Below are 17,292 nucleotides of genomic sequence, written 5' to 3' on the forward strand. Positions count from 1 at the left end.
TTGATCTCTTCAGTCAGATGTTTATGTGTTGCCAGTTGTGGCCTCTTCGCGAGCAAGCTCGCTCCCACAGGTTCAGTGTTGCTCTTGTGGGAGCGAGCCTGCTCGCGAATGGCCGCGCCGCCGAATTACAGCTTTTCCAGCGCCATGTTCAATTCCAGCACATTCACCACCGGCGGCCCCACCAGCGGCTGTTCGATGTGCGCATCGAGCAGCTGCTGCAAGGTCGCCACCGGCAGGTTGCGCGCTTGCGCGACACGCGCCAGTTGATAGGCAATTGCCGCCGGTGGCAAGTGCGGATCGAGGCCACTGCCGGAGGTGGTCAGCAGCGCCAAGGGCACTGGCCCCTGGCCGGGCACCTGCAACTTGTTGGCGTCATCGATCACCCGCGTGGCCAGCGCTGGATTGCTCGGTGCGAGGTTGCTGGCACTGCTGGACACGGTCGCAAACGCGCCCGCCGAAGGACGCGGATGGAACCAGGCATCACCGACGAAATCCTGGGCGATCAGCGACGAGCCGCGCACCTTGCCGTCGGCATCGTGCACCAGGCTGCCGTTGGCCTGTTCAGGGAAGGCGACCTGGGCGACGCCAGTCACCACCAGTGGATAGGCCACGCCGGTGACCAGGGTCATCAGCACCAGCAGGCTCAGGGCCGGACGTATCATTGTGGACATTGCAAAATCCTCGAATTCAGAAAGCGGATACCGCGTTAATTCAGGTGGACCAAGTCGATTTCATCGCCAGCAGGCTGACTCCCACAGGGGACCGCATTGCAACTGTGGGAGCGAGCCTGCTCGCGAATGGATCACACCAGATGCAGCGCCGTCAGCAACATGTCGATCGCCTTGATCCCCACGAACGGCACCAGAATCCCGCCCAGTCCGTAGATCAGCAGATTGCGTCGCAGCAATGCCGCGGCGCTCGCCGCCTGCACGCGCACGCCGCGCAATGCCAGTGGAATCAGCACGACGATGATCAGGGCGTTGAACACGATGGCCGAGAGGATCGCGCTCTGCGGACTGGTCAGGTGCATGATGTTCAGCACGCCCAGTTGCGGATAAATCGCGGCGAACAGCGCCGGCAGAATCGCGAAGTATTTGGCCACGTCGTTGGCGATGGAAAACGTCGTCAGCGCGCCACGGGTCACCAGCAACTCCTTGCCGATCTGCACCACGTCCAGCAGCTTGGTCGGGTCGCTGTCGAGGTCGACCATGTTCGCCGCTTCGCGCGCGGCTTGTGTGCCGTCGTTCATCGCCATGCCGACGTCAGCCTGGGCCAGCGCCGGGGCGTCGTTGGCGCCGTCGCCGCACATGGCGACCAGACGGCCGTCGTTCTGCTCATGGCGGATACGCGCCAGTTTCTTCTCCGGGGTGGCTTCGGCGAGCACGTCATCGACGCCCGCTTCAGCCGCGATGGCCGCAGCGGTCAACGGGTTGTCACCGGTGACCATCACCGTGCGAATCCCCAGTTTGCGCAGCTCGGCAAAACGCTCGCGAATGCCTGGCTTGACCACGTCCTTGAGGTGGATCGCACCCAGCAGCTTGCCGTCGGCGCAGACCAGCAACGGCGTGCCGCCACTCTGGGCGATCTTGTCGATTTCTCGCGACAGCGCCGGGGCCAGATCGGAGCGTTGTTGACCAAGGAACGCCAGCAGCGAATCCACGGCGCCCTTGCGGTATACGCGGCCCTGATAGTCGACACCGGACAGGCGGGTTTCCGCGCTGAACGGCACGGCAATCAAGGTATCCAGCGCTGGTTCGGATTGCGGGTGCAGACCGCGCAGGTACTCGACGATGGATTTGCCTTCGGCGGTTTCGTCCGCCAGCGAGGCGAACAACGCACCTTCGGCCAACTCGCGACCACTCACGCCCGGCGCGGCATACACCGCGCTGCAACGACGGTTGCCGAAGGTGATGGTACCGGTCTTGTCCAGCAGCAGCACGTGCACGTCACCGGCCGCTTCCACGGCGCGACCGGACTTGGCGATCACGTTCAGGCGTACCAGACGATCCATCCCGGCAATACCGATGGCCGACAACAGGCCTCCGATGGTGGTCGGAATCAGCGTGACCAGCAGCGCCACCAGGAACACCAGCGGCAGGCTGCCATTGGCGAAGTGGGCGAACGGTTGCAGGGTCACTACCACCAGCAGGAAGATCAGGGTCAGGCCGATCAGCAGGATATCCAGCGCGACTTCGTTCGGGGTCTTCTGGCGCTTGGCGCCTTCGACCAACGCAATCATGCGGTCGAGGGTCGACTCACCGGGGTTGGCGGTGATCTTCACCAGCAACCAGTCGGACACCAGGCGCGTGTTGCCGGTGACCGCCGAGCGATCGCCGCCGGACTCGCGAATCACTGGCGCCGACTCACCGGTAATCGCCGCTTCATTGACCGCCGCGATCCCTTCGATGACTTCGCCGTCACCGGGGATCATCTCCCCCGCTTCGACGCGCACCACATCACCTTTGCGCAGGTTGGCGGCAGGCACGACCTGGAAGCTGCCATTGGCCAGTTTGCGCCGCGCGCTGAGGCCTTCGCTGCCGGCCTTGAGGCTATCGGCGCGGGCCTTGCCGCGCCCCTCGGCCAAGGCTTCGGCGAAGTTGGCGAACAGCACCGTGAACCACAGCCACAGGGCAATCTGCGCGGCGACGAACGTCGGCACGACGTTGTCCGGGATGAAGCACAGCACGGTGGTGAAAATCGCCGTCAGTTCGACCACCAGCATCACTGGCGAACGCACCAGTTGGCGCGGGTCGAGCTTGACGAAAGCTTGCACCAGCGCCGGACGCCACAGGGCCGAGATCGCGGTTTTCGCTTGTTCCGGCGCCTTCACGGCGGCGGGTTTGATTGCGGGCATATTCATCATTGACTCCTTAGAAGCCCATGCTCAGATGTTCGGCGATTGGGCCCAATGCGAGGGTCGGCAAGAACGTCAGGCCGCCCACCAGCAAAATGGTCACGGTCAGCAGCGTCACAAACAGTGGCCCGTGGGTCGGGAAGCTGTTCTGGCCAATCGGTGCGGTTTTCTTCATCGCCAGGCTGCCGGCCAGTGCCAGTACCGGCAGGATGTAGCCGAAGCGACCGATCAACATGCCCAGACCGAGCATCAGGTTGTGGAACGGGGTGTTGGCGCTCAAGCCACCGAACGCCGAACCGTTGTTCGCGCTGGCCGAGGTGTAGGCATAGAGCAACTGGCTGAAACCGTGCGGGCCGGGGTTGCTGATGGTCGCCGCCGGGCCAGGCAGAGCAGCGGCGATCGCGCCGAGTACCAGCACGCCCACCGGCATGACCAGCAAGGTCACCACCAGCAATTGCACTTCCCGCGCCTGCAGTTTCTTGCCAAGGTATTCCGGGGTGCGGCCAATCATCAGGCCAGCGAGGAACACTGCAATCAACACGTTGAGCAACATGCCGTAGAGCCCGGCACCGACGCCGCCGAAGATCACTTCGCCGACCATCATGTTGACCAGCGCGACCATGCCGCTGAGCGGGTTGAGGCTGTCGTGCATGCCGTTCACCGAACCGTTCGACGCCGCAGTCGTAGTCACCGACCACAGCACGGTGGCGGTGGTACCGAAGCGCGCTTCCTTGCCTTCCAGCGGCGCGGTCTGCTCCACAGCAACGTTGTTCAGCGCCGGGTTTGGCTGATATTCGGCCCACAGCGACGTCGCGCCGCCGATCAGGAACAGTGCGAGCATGCAGGCGATGATCGCGCGGCTCTGACGCTGGTCTTTCACGTAATGACCGAAGGTGAACACCAACGCCACCGGGATCAGGATGATTGAAGCGACTTCGAACAGGTTGCTCCACGCGGTCGGGTTCTCGAACGGATGCGCCGAGTTGACGCCGAAGAAGCCACCGCCGTTGGTACCCAGTTGCTTGATCGCAATCTGGCTGGCCGCCGGGCCGAGCGGGATCACTTGATCGACGCCCTGCATCGTCACTGCGTTCACATATTGCGCGAAGGTCTGCGGTACGCCCTGCCATACCAGGTACAGCGCCAGCAGCAGGCACAGCGGCAGCAGGCCGTAGAGCGTGGCGCGAGTCATGTCGACCCAGAAGTTGCCCAGAGTCTTGGCCGACTTGCGCCCGATGCCACGGCACAACGCAACCAGCACCGCCAGACCGGTGGCAGCGCTGACGAAGTTCTGCACGGTAAGGCCGACCATCTGACTCAGGTAGCTGAGGGTCGCTTCACCGCTGTAGGACTGCCAGTTGGTGTTGGTCATGAAACTGACCGCGGTGTTGAACGCCTGGGTCCATTCCTGGCCTGGCAGGTTTTGCGGGTTCAGCGGCAAGTGATCCTGAAACAACAGAATCGCGAACAGCAGCAGGAAACCGGCAAGATTGAACGCCAGCAAAGCCAGCGTGTACTTCTGCCAGCTCTGTTCAGCTTGCGGATCAACCCCGGCAATCCGATAGCAACCGCGCTCGACCGGGCCGAGGATCGGTGTCAGCCAAGTGCGCTGACCTTCCATCACCTTGTAGTAAAAGCGCCCGAGGAACGGCGCCGGCAGCAAGACCACCGCAAAAAACGCGAGGATCAGCCAATAGTCATAACTGTGCATAGCCGCTCCTAGTTCCGATCCGCGCGCAACAGCGCAACCAACAGATAAATGAACAGCCCGGCTGCCAACAGCAGGGACACCCCGTCCAGAACGCTCATGGAAGATCTCCGTGTTACGGCGTATTGCCGCGTGTGGAGGCATTGTCGGAAAGGAGGCTGTAAAGGAACGAGACCGAGGGGTGCAGCGAGGCATAAAGAAAGCGTAAAGAGTGGGTTTATGCTGGCGTTACAGCGAGGTTTTGCGTCGTGTTGGCGGGCCTCTTCGCGAGCAGGCTCGCTCCCACATTTTTGAAATGCATTCCCCTGTGGGAGCGAGCCTGCTCGCGAAGACGGCATAACTGCCAGCATCGCACCCAACTGGCGCACAAAAAACACTCATCCAGCCGCGGACATCCCCGATACGACAGCTTTCAGCGCTTTACGACCTGACTCACAGCAATGGCACGCCCACTGCAAACGCCCTCCCCCGAGCTTTCCAAACCGTTCAGGGAGCATGCGCATGAACACACAACTCAAACCCACGCTGGGCACCTTGCACCTGTGGGGCATCGCCGTCGGGCTGGTGATTTCCGGCGAGTACTTCGGCTGGAGTTACGGCTGGGGCGTCGCCGGCACGCTGGGTTTTCTGGTGACCTCCTTCATGGTCGCCACGATGTACACCTGCTTCATCTTCAGCTTCACCGAACTGACCACCGCGATTCCTCATGCGGGCGGGCCGTTCGCCTATAGCCGCCGAGCCTTCGGTGAAAAAGGCGGACTGATTGCCGGACTGGCCACGCTGATCGAATTCGTCTTTGCCCCTCCGGCGATCGCCCTGGCGATTGGCGCTTATCTGAATGTGCAGTTTCCGGCGCTCGATCCGAAACATGCGGCAGTCGGCGCCTATATCGTGTTCATGACCCTGAACATCCTCGGGGTGAAACTGGCGGCGACGTTCGAACTGATCGTCTGCGTGCTGGCGGTGATCGAATTGCTGGTGTTCATGGGCGTGGTCGCGCCAGCGTTCAGCTTCAGCAGTTTTGCGTTGAACGGCTGGGCCGGCTCCGATGTGTTCGGGCCGCCAGCGATTGCCGGGATGTTCGCCGCGATTCCATTTGCGATCTGGTTTTTCCTCGCCATCGAAGGCGCGGCGATGGCTGCCGAAGAAGCCAAGGATCCCAAACGCACGATCCCCAAGGCCTACATCAGCGGGATCCTGACCCTGGTGTTGCTGGCGATGGGCGTGATGTTCTTTGCGGGCGGCGTCGGTGACTGGCGCACCCTGGCGAACATCAACGACCCTCTGCCGCAAGCGATGAAGACCGTGGTCGGCGACAATTCCGGCTGGCTGCACATGCTGGTGTGGATCGGCCTGTTCGGTCTGGTGGCGAGCTTCCACGGGATCATCCTCGGCTACTCGCGGCAGTTCTTCGCCCTCGCCCGCGCCGGTTACCTGCCGGCGTCGCTGGCGAAACTCTCGCGCTTCCAGACCCCGCACCGGGCGATCATCGCCGGCGGCATCATCGGCATCGCCGCGATTTACAGCGACGGTCTGATCAACCTCGGCGGCATGACCCTTACCGCGGCGATGATCACCATGGCCGTGTTCGGCGCGATCGTGATGTACATCATGAGCATGCTCAGCCTGTTCAAGCTGCGTAAATCCGAACCCAATCTCGAGCGGACTTTCCGTGCGCCGTGCTATCCGCTGATTCCGCTGATCGCGCTGGTGCTGGCGGTGGTGTGCCTGATCGCCATGGCTTGGTTCAATGCGCTGATCGGGCTGATTTTCCTTGGCTTCATGGCAGTCGGTTTCGGCTACTTCCTGCTGACCGGGCAACTGCGCGCTGACGCTCCGGCCGATGCCATGCTGACGGGGCGATAACCCATCATGTAGGAGCTGCCGAAGGCTGCGATCTTTTGATCCTGTTTTTGAAAAAGCAAAGTCAAAAGATCGCAGCCTTCGGCAGCTCCTTGTATCTCGACTATCGCTTCGTCAGGAGCGATAGTTCTCGACTGATCATCGAGGGAGGGACTTGGAAGCCGTGCAGCTCCTTAGGCTTTTTGCCTGTGATGTAGATCGTGCTCCAGCCCTCCACACTCACTCATATAGTTCGAACGGTATCTTGGGCCCGTCTCTGGCGAGAGCTCGCATTCGCAAGGTTGGACAGAGTGCAGTGATGATCGAAAACGGATCAATGGAGAGACACTCATGTCCAGTTTCGTCGGTGTCGATATCGCTAAAAACACCTTTGATATCGCCACGCACTTGCCAAACGGTAAGCACAAAACCAAGGCCAAGCTGCCTAATGACGCGAAGGGTTTCAAAGAGTTTGAAGCTTGGTTGAACAAGCAGGTCGAGCCTACAGCCTTGATCGTGATGGAAGCCACCAGCGTCTATCACCTGGAACTTGCCGAGTTCATCTACAACAAGGGTTACCGGGTCTGTGTCGTCAATCCGGCCACGACCCATGCTTACGCCGACAGCGAATTGCGCCGGATCAAAACCGATAAAAGCGACGCCAAACTGCTCGCTGATTTTGCTCGGGAAAAGGCTGAAAAGCTTCAGCTTTGGGCTCCGGAGCCACTGAAATACCGCCAACTGAAGGCGATGGTGCGTCGATTGGATGATCTTCAGGAAATGGAGCAGATGGAGCTCAATCGTCTGGATGTGTCCGACGAAAAGGTCAAAGACTCGATCAACTCCGTTCTGCGCCACATCGAAAAAGAGATCGCTGAAACGCACAAAGCGATCAAGAAACACATTGATGATGATCCGGACATGAGCCAGATGCGCGACTTGATCGTGACCATCGACGGTATCGGGCAGAAAACCCTTGAGCGGCTGCTGGCCGAGCTGGGCGACCTGCGCAAATACGACGACCCTCGCAAACTGGTCGCTGCTGCAGGGTTGAACCCTAAGCTGCAGGAGTCAGGAAAACTCAAAGGCAGAACGATTATTTCGAGGGTCGGCTCGGCTCGCGTTCGGGCGGGTCTGTACATGCCAGGCCTGGTAGCGCTGAGGCACAACGAGGCGATCATCGCCATGAAGGAACGCTTGAAGGCCAATGGCAAGGCCTCCAAACAGATCATCTGTGCAGCCATGCGCAAGTTGCTGCACTTAGTCTACGGAGTGCTCAAATCGGGCCAACCATTTGACCCGAAATTGGCACTTGCCCGGTGAGGGGCAAGACGGTATCTACAGGGAATTAAGGTGCGGCTTGGATATCGGGCCTAGAATGGAACCACTGCGAAGTCATTTCGCTCATAAGTGGTATGCAGCGTCGCTGGCGAACCCTCGCCCGCCAAGCTGCCATTAAGGAGAGCCGTTATGCCCTGGTATGCCTGGTTGATTCTGGTCGTTGCAATCGGCTCGATCGTTGGCGGATTGATGATGTTGCGCGACACCGCCAACAAGGTTGAACTGACCGATGAGGAACGCAAGCGCGTTGCGCAGCGCAACGCCGAAGCGGACATCAAGGACGCGCAGGATCGCTGAACGAAAAACCCCGCCGGATCAGGCGGGGTTTGTTTTTTGTGGAGCGTATCCCTTAAGGATCATGTTGGACTCAGCCGCACGCTTTTAAGAAGTAGAAGTACAGTCACCATTTCATTTACCTTGGTTAAGATGGTGGTCTTGTTGCGGAGAGTTCCACATGCGTTACTCGCAAGATCATAAAGCTCAAACCCATCAGCGGATCATCAAGGAAGCCTCGGCGCGATTTCGCAAAGACGGCATCGGTGCTACCGGCCTGCAACCTTTGATGAAAGCACTGGGGCTGACCCACGGCGGCTTTTATTCGCACTTCAAATCCAAGGACGAACTGGTCGAAAAAGCCTTGCAGGAGGCGAGCGCTCAAGTCGATGGACTGTGCGCCGAGATCTTTGCTCAGGAACAGCCGCTGCAGGCATTTATCGACACTTATCTTTCCGAATGGCATCAGACCTCCCCGCACGAAGGCTGCCCGCTGCTGACCATTTCTTCAGAGCTGGGTCTGCGCGGCCAGCCAAGCCCGACCAGTGATGCGGTACTCAATGCCCGACTGAGTCAAATCGAAGGCACCCTTGAGGGCAATAACAGCGCCGACCGGGCCATCGTCATCATGTCGACACTGGTCGGCGCGCTCTTGCTGTCACGCAGTGTCGCTGACGCCGAGCTTGCCCAGCGTATCCTCGACGTCACGCGCGACCACCTCAAGCAATCGCAGGACTAAGCCTGCCAACGCTTGAACAGCACACTGGCGTTTACCCCGCCGAAACCGAAACCGTTGGACAGCGCATACTCGATCGGCATCGACCGTGCCTGACCATGAACGATGTCTACACCCGCACTCGCCGGATCCGGATTTTCGAAGTTGAGCGTCGGCGGGACGACCTGATCGCGGATGGCCAACAAGGTGAAGATCGCTTCCAGTCCGCCGGCAGCGCCGAGCAAATGCCCGGTGGCGGATTTGGTCGAAGTCACGGCGATTTTATTCTCCGTACCGAACAGCGCCTTGATCGCTGCCAACTCACCAAGATCGCCCACCGGCGTTGAGGTCGCATGCGCATTGAGATGCTGCACCTGCTCTGGCGCGACACCCGCCTGAGCCAACGCCAACTGCATCGCCCGTCGCGCACCGCTGCCATCTTCCGGCCCGGCAGTGAGGTGATAGGCGTCGGCAGTGGTGCCATAACCGACCAGCTCCGCCAACGGCTGCGCACCGCGTGCCAGCGCATGCTCCAGCGATTCGATCACCAGCAGCCCGGCACCCTCGCCCATCACGAAACCATCGCGACCACTATCAAACGGTCGTGAGGCACGTTCGGGGGTGTCGTTGTAACCACTGGACAGCGCCCGCGCCGCGGCAAAACCGGCCAGACTGACCCGATCAATACAGGCTTCCGCTCCGCCACAAACCGCGATGTCCGCTTCACCGGCACGAATCATCCGCGCAGCATCGCCAATCGCCTGCACCCCGGCAGCACAAGCAGTCACCGGTGCGCCGAGCGGGCCTTTCAAAGCGTGCTGGATCGACACATGTCCGGCCGCCAGATTGACCAGAAACGATGGGATGGTGAACGGCGACAGACGACGCGGACCACGACTGTCCGTAGTGCGTACAGCGTCAGCTATTGCACCGAACCCGCCAACACCGGAGCCGATGATCGTCGCGGTACGCTCCTGCTCCTTGGCCTCGGACGGCTGCCATCCTGCCTGAAGCAGGGCCTGGCGTGCCGCTTCCATGGCGAACAGGATGAAGCGATCCATCTTCTTCTGTTCCTTGGGTGGCGTGGCAAGGTCCGGATCGAAACCGGCCTCGACGTCTTCCGCCGCCATGGGCACCATCCCGGCGACCCGGGTCGGCAAGTCTGCGCTCACCGCGTCCGGCAAATTGCGCAAGCCCGAGCGCCCGGCGAGCAAGCGCTGCCAGACCCTCTCGACGTCACTGCCCAAAGGCGAAACCAGGCCCATACCGGTGACAACAATTCGACGCTGACTCATACCGCAGTTACCTCTGATCAATTTTTGTAGCGTTGGGCCGCGGAGCTGCGCGACAGATTCGGTGCCATGACATGCCGCGCGCGCACGAAGGCCTGCCATTCCCCCTCATCCGGCAACGAAGGGATAGTAATCAACTCGCCCTGATCCAGACCGGCCAGCGCCGCATCAACCATCTCGCCAGCCTCCATCACCATCTCTGCCGGAATACCGCTGGCATCGATGCCCGAGCGTTCCCAGATTTCAGTGCGGGTAACCCCGGGCAGCACCGCTTGCACTTTCACGCCAGTACCTTCGAGCTCGGCGTTGAGCGATTGAGTCAGGCTCAACACGTAGGCTTTACTCGCGCTGTAGGTGGCATTGAAGCGCTCCGGAAACAGCGCCACCACCGAGGCGATGTTGATGATCGTGCCACGTCCGGCCTTGGCGAAACTGGCGGCGGCTGCCGAGGCCAGCAACGTTACGGCGGTGACGTTCAACTGGATCAGACGCTCCAGTTGCTCGGCATCGGAGTTGGCCAGTAAGCCATCGGCTGCGACCCCGGCGTTGTTCACCAACAGCGTGATGCCTGAATCACTGCGCAGGCGTTGCTGGAGTTTGAGGACATCGTCCTTTTGCGTCAGGTCGGCTTTGAGCACTTCGACCTTTACACCGTGCGCTTCGCGCAATTCGCCCGCAGCGCTTTCAAGACGCTGTTGATCGCGTGCCACCAACAGCAAATCAAAACCACGCGCTGCCAGCCGCTGCGCGTAGATGGCACCGATACCGGACGATGCGCCAGTGACGACGGCCGTACCTTGAGACTGGACTGAACTCATGAGAGCGCTCCTGAAACATATTGGGAGATAGGCCTCCAACGCTCACTTGCCTGGAGGTGACGGAAATTATTATAGGCATAATCTCAAGACAATATGATACCCATAATTTTCAGCTCGCCGACGGACGCGACGGCGCTCCCTCTGTCGCATCTCTGCCACCAGAAAGCAGAAAGGCCGGTCAATGACCGGCCCCTTGGCGTTGAATAATCAGCTTAGTTCACTTCCAGCTTGTCGCGGTTGCGATCGAGGATCGCCTTGCCGATGCCCTTCACTTCCAGCAACTCATCCACCGAGGCGAATGGCCCATTAGCATCACGATACGCAACAATCGCTTTGGCCTTTGTCTCGCCAACTCCGGCCAATTGTTTTTGCAGAGTGGCTGCGTCGGCACCGTTGAGATCGACCTTTTCACTCGACGGCAATGTCACGTTATCGCTCACCATCGTTGCATTATCCGTGTTCGGGACGACGGCAGGTGCCGCGACTACAGCGATTGAAGCACTGGTGAGCAAAGCAAAAACCAGGGAGTAGAAAAAACCGTTACGCATAAATGACGCTCCATCATCGATTGAGAAAGCAGCTTTTCCGAAGCTGCTCTCCAAACTTAGGCGATGGTTGGCGGGTGTCAAAAATGCGTCTATTACAGGATGTGAAACAATCAGGGTTCAAGACGGCGTTGTTGATAGATCCAGTCGACGATTTCGCCGTCCGGGGTGTAGCCGCTGACAGTTTCGCGCAGCAACTGGCGCACTCGTGAGTAATCATCCTTTTCGACTGCGACGAGTAATTCGTGCAGGCGCGCCTTGAGTACATCCCAGGGAAGGTGATCCTCGTTGGCGGTCATGATCATCGGATGGGGTGTTGCTGCTACGTTGTCGCCGATCAACAGCTCCTCGTAGAGCTTTTCACCTGGCCGCAAGCCAGTGAATTCGATGGAAATATCCCCCTGAGGGTTGCGCTCGGAGCGAATGCTCAAGCCCGACAGGTGGATCATTTTTTCTGCCAACTCGACAATTTTGACCGGTTCCCCCATGTCCAGCACGAAGACATCACCGCCCTGCCCCATGGACCCAGCTTGAATCACCAACTGCGCGGCTTCCGGAATCGTCATGAAGTAGCGAGTGATCTTGGGATGGGTAACCGTCAGCGGGCCGCCTGACTTGATCTGGCTGTGAAACAGCGGGATCACCGAACCCGACGATCCCAGCACATTGCCGAAACGCACCATCGTAAAGCGGGTCTTGTTGACACGCGACACGTTCGCCTTATCGCCAAACAACACCGGCGCAACTTCACGACTCAAGGCCTGAAGTGTGAGCTCCGCTAGGCGTTTGGTACTGCCCATGATATTGGTCGGACGAACGGCCTTGTCAGTCGAGATCAGTACAAAGTTCGACACGCCGGACTGCAACGCGGCCTGGGCAGTGTTCAATGTACCAATGACATTGTTCAATACGCCTTCGGCAATGTTGTGCTCAACCATTGGCACATGTTTATACGCAGCCGCGTGATAAACGGTATCAACCTTCCAGGTCTTCATCACATCAAGCAATTTGTCCTGATGGCGGATGGAGCCAAGGATGGGCAGCAGGCGCACAGAAATTGATTCACGGGTGCAACGCGGCTCCAGCTCGGAAAGAATGCTGTAAAGATTGAACTCACTGTGTTCGAACAGTAGAAGCGTGGTCGGGCCTAGCGAAAATATCTGCCTGCACAACTCGGCACCGATCGACCCCCCAGCCCCAGTGACCATGACAGTCTTCCCCTTGATACAGCGTTCAAGCAGATCGGGCTGTGCCGGCACGGCATCGCGTCCCAGCAAGTCGGCAATGTCGACCTCCTGGATATCCTCGACCTTGACTCGGCCACTGGCCAAATCGGTGAAATTGGGTACGCTGCGAACATGGAGCGGGAAACCTTCCAGCATATTGAGGATTTCCCTACGCCGAGCACGGGTCGACGATGGCAGCGCGAGAAGAATCTCCTGCGCCCCCGTCATGTCGATCATCTGCTGGATATGCTTGGGTTTGTAGACCTGAAGCCCCGAAATGGAACGCTCGGCAATACCTGCATCATCATCAAGAAAAGCGACCGGGCGCATGACGCGGCCCATGCGTAGTGCAGCCACCAATTGATTGCCGGCAACACCGGCACCGTAAATCGCAACCTTGGTAAGGCCGTCATCACGACTGGCAAAGGGGACGTGCTGCGCTGCGGTAAACCAGTCTCCCATAAAGTATTGACGCATGAATAAGCGCAGACCGCCGATGATGACCAGGCTCAACCACCAATAATTGAAGATGATGGAGCGCGGGACAACGGCTTCGTGATTGCTGTACCAGAACACCACGAGGGCCAGAATCAACGACGAAAGGCTCACGGCCTTGACGATAGCGATCAAGGCATCGTTGCCAAAGTAGCGCATGACTGCCCGATACATGCCAAAACGCACGAAGAGCGGAATCGCGATCAGCGGCGCTGATACGAACAGCCAAAAATGCGCCCTGAGAGGGTTGTACATATCGTCGACACCAAGGCGCACAATGAAGGCCAGCCAAAGCGCCAACCAAACGAGTACGACATCGGTGGCTACCTGAATCAGCCTTTTCTTGCGGCGAGGTAACCCAAGTAACAAAGCCCGAAATCTATCCATAATGCTTTCGTTCTCATCAACTTTCGATACTAAGTCCACGACTCAGGCAATATCCCTGAAGAATACAGCACCCGTCAGCCGGATGCGCCATTGTCATGGTGCTTGAGTGGCGCCTTCGAGTGCACCGGCGTGATATTTAATAGCCAGCAGTACCAACGGAACATAAGCCAACACCACGCCGGCCAGCCCCGGAAAATCAAGCCGCACAACGCAGAATGCAATGGGCAGCAACCAGAAAAGATTAATAAATCCTACGCATAGCGTAACCGGCAGATGTTTACCCACCTGACGAGAGGCAAACTGATAAGCATGCGAACGATGAGCCTCATACACTTTGTCGCCCCGCAGCAAACGCCTCAAAAGAGTAAATGTCGCGTCAACGATAAACACTCCCATCAGGATCAACCACGGCCAGATTAGTTCGGGTTGCTTGAATGCGGCCTGAAGCGAAAGTCCGGCCAACACAATGCCCAGGAAGCCACTGCCAGCATCGCCCATGAATATCTTCGCAGGTGGAAAATTCAAAATCAGAAAGCCAGCGACACAGGTGGCGAGTAACAACGGCGCCAGGATCAGCTCCAAATGCTGCGTTATGCTGTACAGGAAAACCATCCCCAGACAGGTTGTCACCGCTTCGACTGCGGCGATTCCATCGATGCCATCCATGAAGTTGTAGAGATTCAACATCCAGACCAGATAGACGGCAGACAGTACCAGTCCGATTACCCCGATATCGATCGCAAAACCCGCCACCGTGATCGTTGGAAATGGACCGAGTGGAGCAATGACCAACACGGCCGCTGTGAAGTGCCCGATCAGGCGCCAACGCGCAGCTATATGGCGATGGTCATCGATAAAGCCGATTATTGCGACGAGCGCCCCTGCTCCCGCGCTACTCATAAGCGTCGAACTATCGACCTTTGAGAAAAACCACGCAAGTGTCAGAAATACAAGATACGTCAATACAAACGCCACACCACCACCACGTGGAGTCGGTACTGTGTGGGAACTACGCGAATTGGGGACATCCAGAAGTTTTCGGTGCAGCGCGTAATGACGCAAGTAAAGGGTCAGTGCAAACGACATGACCAGGATCAACAGCATCCACAAAAAATAATAATCCATCACAACCCGTCACCCTGTAATTCTCGTCGACCAAGGACACTGTGTTTCGCAGTAATTGTGACTTCGCTGATATGTGCAAAGAAAACAGTTACTGGAAACACATTTACCTTTAGCCCCCTATACAGCGGCTTTTTCCACTTGCGGCACAGACTCCTGAACCGACACTTTCTTAGTCGAACGGGCATATTTCTGCATCAGTGGACGCTCAAAGAAATGCCAGGACACGGACGCCAGCGTAATGGTCAACACCAAAGCCAGCACTACAATTTGTTCAAAGCTCAGCCAATTCAGACGCTTGAGCGAAAGCAGCACAGGAAGGTGCCAGAGGTAGATGCCGAAGGAGATCTCTCCCAGATAAGTGAGCGGCCACAACAGGCGCTTGACCTGGACGCTTGGGTAATCACGCAGGCAGCAAAAATGATCATGCCAAATGACACTGCAATGAAGGTTCGGAACAATACGACCATCACCGGGATATCCCAGAAACTGGCGTGTCTCCAATAGATGGAAAGCATCAAATAAAACACTGCGGCGGCGACGGCACATACGCCCAGCGCAACAGGCAGCTTCTGACAGTAGTCAAAAATCCTGTGCCCCAAGTCACTGCGAAACAACTTTGCCATCACAATACCGATGGCGAATTCATCCAGCATCCCCGGCAACTGTGTAGAGACCAGAAAGATCTTGAAGGGTCCCATTACATCAGGCTCAACAAACCAGACCGTCCCCAACCGCCACGCCCAGGCCACCATCAAAAACGCAAACAGCACTTTCCAGATGCGAGCGACGTACAGCCACGGGGAAACCACCACCATCAGTGCGTAAAACTGCATCTCGGTCCCCAGCGACCAGTTGCTGCCGTTTATTGCACCGTGAAAGGCGGGAAAGAGGTTATGCAGGAAAAACAAATGCGTAAGCAGATTTGCCCAAAATCCCTGAAACATGACCTCAGGCATAATGAAAGCGATGAAAACGAGCATGGTCAGGTAATGAAGTGGCACGATCCGGGCGATACGACGCCGGATGAAATCCGCGCGAAACCCTTGCGGACCGAACTTATCAATGCCTGAAAACGCTGCGAGGCCGATCACCAGACCCGAAATTACAAAAAAAAGGTCAACTCCCATCCAGCCAATTCGAAACCAGCTCAAAATACCTTCAGCTGGAAACGCCTTCCATGAGAAGTGTTCGATGATGTGATAAATCACTACAGATATAGCTGCAAATCCCCTTAACAAATCGATCAAGGGAAAATGCAAAGATCGACGCTGCTGTAAAATTTCCGTAGTCATAATCGCAATATCAAGCCAGTGTGAGTCGAACTACCCTGTGCATCTGACTTCATTCCATTCTCAGGACACAGGACAATAAAAAAATCGGCCAGCCCGCATGAGGGGCTAGCCGATGTGCAACATTAACCCAAGAGCTTATTCTTCAAACCCCGAAGACCCTGGTTGCGCAGGACTTCCCAGCCCTTCTTGGCCATCTCGCCACCGGTTCTCGGATTCATGATGGATTGCTTCAGCAGGCCACCCAGACGCGACCAGTCCACGGTTTCCATGCCACCACGAAAACCTGGGGTCAGCACTCGCGAGAACTCGAGCAACGCTGCCGCTTCTTGCTTCTTGTCGTGGAACTGCGGGTATTCGACCTTACCTTGAGTTTCCCACCAAGCCTTGTAACCGGTGGCATCGAACGGTTCCGGGAACGCACGCTGCAAGTCGATACGCTCACGATAAACAGCGCGGGCGCCCTTGCTGATCGGAGTGCCATCAGAGTATTGACCGTAGGCCCACACTTCTTTGGCAAGCGGATCTTCCGCCAGCTTCTTGGTTTCATCGTCGTACCAGTTAACCAGCTTGCTGACTGCCGAGTTGGTACCGCCATTTTTTGCTGCCATGACGCGGTGAGCACCGCTGTCAAAACCGGTGAAGTGATAAAAGCCCAAAGGCTCGCCGTTCACCAGGTAAGTCCCGTTGTCATCAATAGTGATTTCACGGGTGGTCAGGTTCCATGGTGCGACGTTATGACGAGGTGTGCGCATGATCGCGACACCTTCAAACAGCGCAGGTACCAGGTCGATCCACTTCTGGTCGGTAAACAGGCCATTCGGAATGTCGGCACGGCAGAAGTGATAAATCCGCTCACCCCACCAGTTGGCGAAGGCCTTACCGGTATCTGTTGCTGCAACGGCGGCGAAACCCAGGTTATAGACACCGTGCTTCAGGCTGCAGATTTCGTTGTCCATCACCGCGGCAAGGCTGGACTCAGGTGTAATCTGGTGTGGCGTCAACACGACGTTGGATTCATCAAGTGCAGCAACTATGTCATCCAGGCGCGAGAAGGCGACGGTGTCCGGATCCAGATAGATAACTTTGGCGGTATCCGGCAACGCGAGCAGTCGTGACAAAGTGAATGGCTTGATGGCAGTGGCAAGCTCAACGATGGTGTGGCAGAACGCCCAGGCTTTCCAGTGTGGAATATTCAATTCGCTGAGAGGAATGACCTCATCGAAAGGCTCGCTGCTCAGGTCAATATTGTCACGCAACTCATCAGCCAGAGCCAAATGCAGGCGCCATTCTGGATGGTGCTCACGCAGCGAATTGAACAACATCCTCACTTTCGGAATGTAGTTGAATGCCGCGCTGGTGAAAACGTGCACTTGAGTCAT

15 protein-coding genes are annotated in these 17,292 nt (G+C 57.8%); 4 read left to right on the top strand and 11 right to left on the bottom strand.

From position 1 onward, the window contains the following. Positions 1-125: 125 nt before the first annotated feature. The 4 genes from kdpC to kdpF all read right to left on the bottom strand — a co-directional run bounded on the left by kdpC (position 126) and on the right by kdpF (position 4,663). The gene (gene kdpC / locus ACYZUM_RS17255) at positions 126-671 is read right to left on the bottom strand and encodes a potassium-transporting ATPase subunit KdpC (RefSeq protein WP_285373346.1); all 546 of its coding nucleotides are present in this window, start codon (positions 669-671) and stop codon (positions 126-128) included. Between the two features lie 131 nt (positions 672-802). After that, the gene (gene kdpB / locus ACYZUM_RS17260; protein ID WP_174377164.1) at positions 803-2,860 is read right to left on the bottom strand and encodes a potassium-transporting ATPase subunit KdpB; all 2,058 of its coding nucleotides are present in this window, start codon (positions 2,858-2,860) and stop codon (positions 803-805) included. 10 nt (positions 2,861-2,870) lie between these two features. Continuing rightward, positions 2,871-4,565, bottom strand: coding sequence for a potassium-transporting ATPase subunit KdpA (kdpA, locus tag ACYZUM_RS17265; RefSeq protein WP_041069451.1), 1,695 nt, complete (start codon positions 4,563-4,565; stop codon positions 2,871-2,873). 8 nt (positions 4,566-4,573) lie between these two features. Beyond that, on the bottom strand, positions 4,574-4,663 hold the full coding sequence (kdpF, locus tag ACYZUM_RS17270) for a K(+)-transporting ATPase subunit F (RefSeq protein WP_007963673.1): 90 nt from the start codon (positions 4,661-4,663) through the stop codon (positions 4,574-4,576). A gap of 400 nt (positions 4,664-5,063) precedes the next feature. Here kdpF and eat point away from each other — a divergent pair, with 400 nt between their 5' ends. The 4 genes from eat (at position 5,064) to ACYZUM_RS17290 (ending at position 8,757) form a co-directional block, all read left to right on the top strand. After that, positions 5,064-6,428: an ethanolamine permease gene (eat, locus tag ACYZUM_RS17275; protein WP_007963671.1), complete on the top strand. Its 1,365-nt coding sequence runs from the start codon at positions 5,064-5,066 to the stop codon at positions 6,426-6,428. Between the two features lie 327 nt (positions 6,429-6,755). Continuing rightward, the gene (locus tag ACYZUM_RS17280; protein ID WP_473060907.1) at positions 6,756-7,727 is read left to right on the top strand and encodes an IS110 family RNA-guided transposase; all 972 of its coding nucleotides are present in this window, start codon (positions 6,756-6,758) and stop codon (positions 7,725-7,727) included. A gap of 147 nt (positions 7,728-7,874) precedes the next feature. Continuing rightward, complete coding sequence (locus tag ACYZUM_RS17285; protein ID WP_003226857.1) at positions 7,875-8,042, top strand: DUF2897 family protein; 168 nt, start codon at positions 7,875-7,877, stop codon at positions 8,040-8,042. Positions 8,043-8,199: 157 nt separating this feature from the next. Continuing rightward, complete coding sequence (locus ACYZUM_RS17290; protein ID WP_108183421.1) at positions 8,200-8,757, top strand: TetR/AcrR family transcriptional regulator; 558 nt, start codon at positions 8,200-8,202, stop codon at positions 8,755-8,757. Here ACYZUM_RS17290 and fabF read toward each other — a convergent pair. The 7 genes from fabF to ACYZUM_RS17325 form a co-directional block, all read right to left on the bottom strand. Beyond that, positions 8,754-10,028: a beta-ketoacyl-ACP synthase II gene (gene fabF / locus ACYZUM_RS17295; protein ID WP_198759137.1), complete on the bottom strand. Its 1,275-nt coding sequence runs from the start codon at positions 10,026-10,028 to the stop codon at positions 8,754-8,756. The two genes, ACYZUM_RS17290 and fabF, sit on opposite strands and share 4 nt — an antisense overlap. A gap of 17 nt (positions 10,029-10,045) precedes the next feature. Beyond that, positions 10,046-10,843 (bottom strand): SDR family NAD(P)-dependent oxidoreductase, encoded by a 798-nt coding sequence (locus ACYZUM_RS17300; protein ID WP_222018740.1) that lies wholly within the window; start codon positions 10,841-10,843, stop codon positions 10,046-10,048. A 212-nt stretch (positions 10,844-11,055) separates the two neighbouring features. Further along, positions 11,056-11,391: a ComEA family DNA-binding protein gene (locus ACYZUM_RS17305; RefSeq protein ID WP_041069434.1), complete on the bottom strand. Its 336-nt coding sequence runs from the start codon at positions 11,389-11,391 to the stop codon at positions 11,056-11,058. Between the two features lie 110 nt (positions 11,392-11,501). Then, positions 11,502-13,496: a polysaccharide biosynthesis protein gene (locus ACYZUM_RS17310; RefSeq protein ID WP_473060908.1), complete on the bottom strand. Its 1,995-nt coding sequence runs from the start codon at positions 13,494-13,496 to the stop codon at positions 11,502-11,504. Between the two features lie 93 nt (positions 13,497-13,589). After that, positions 13,590-14,621 (bottom strand): MraY family glycosyltransferase, encoded by a 1,032-nt coding sequence (locus tag ACYZUM_RS17315; RefSeq protein WP_473060909.1) that lies wholly within the window; start codon positions 14,619-14,621, stop codon positions 13,590-13,592. Between the two features lie 287 nt (positions 14,622-14,908). Next, positions 14,909-15,913, bottom strand: coding sequence for an acyltransferase family protein (locus ACYZUM_RS17320; RefSeq protein ID WP_473060910.1), 1,005 nt, complete (start codon positions 15,911-15,913; stop codon positions 14,909-14,911). Between the two features lie 122 nt (positions 15,914-16,035). After that, positions 16,036-17,292 carry a glycosyltransferase family protein gene (locus ACYZUM_RS17325; RefSeq protein WP_367085301.1) on the bottom strand — a complete coding sequence of 419 codons (1,257 nt, stop codon included), beginning with the start codon at positions 17,290-17,292 and terminating at the stop codon, positions 16,036-16,038.

The organism is Pseudomonas sp. m6p (assembly GCF_055760375.1).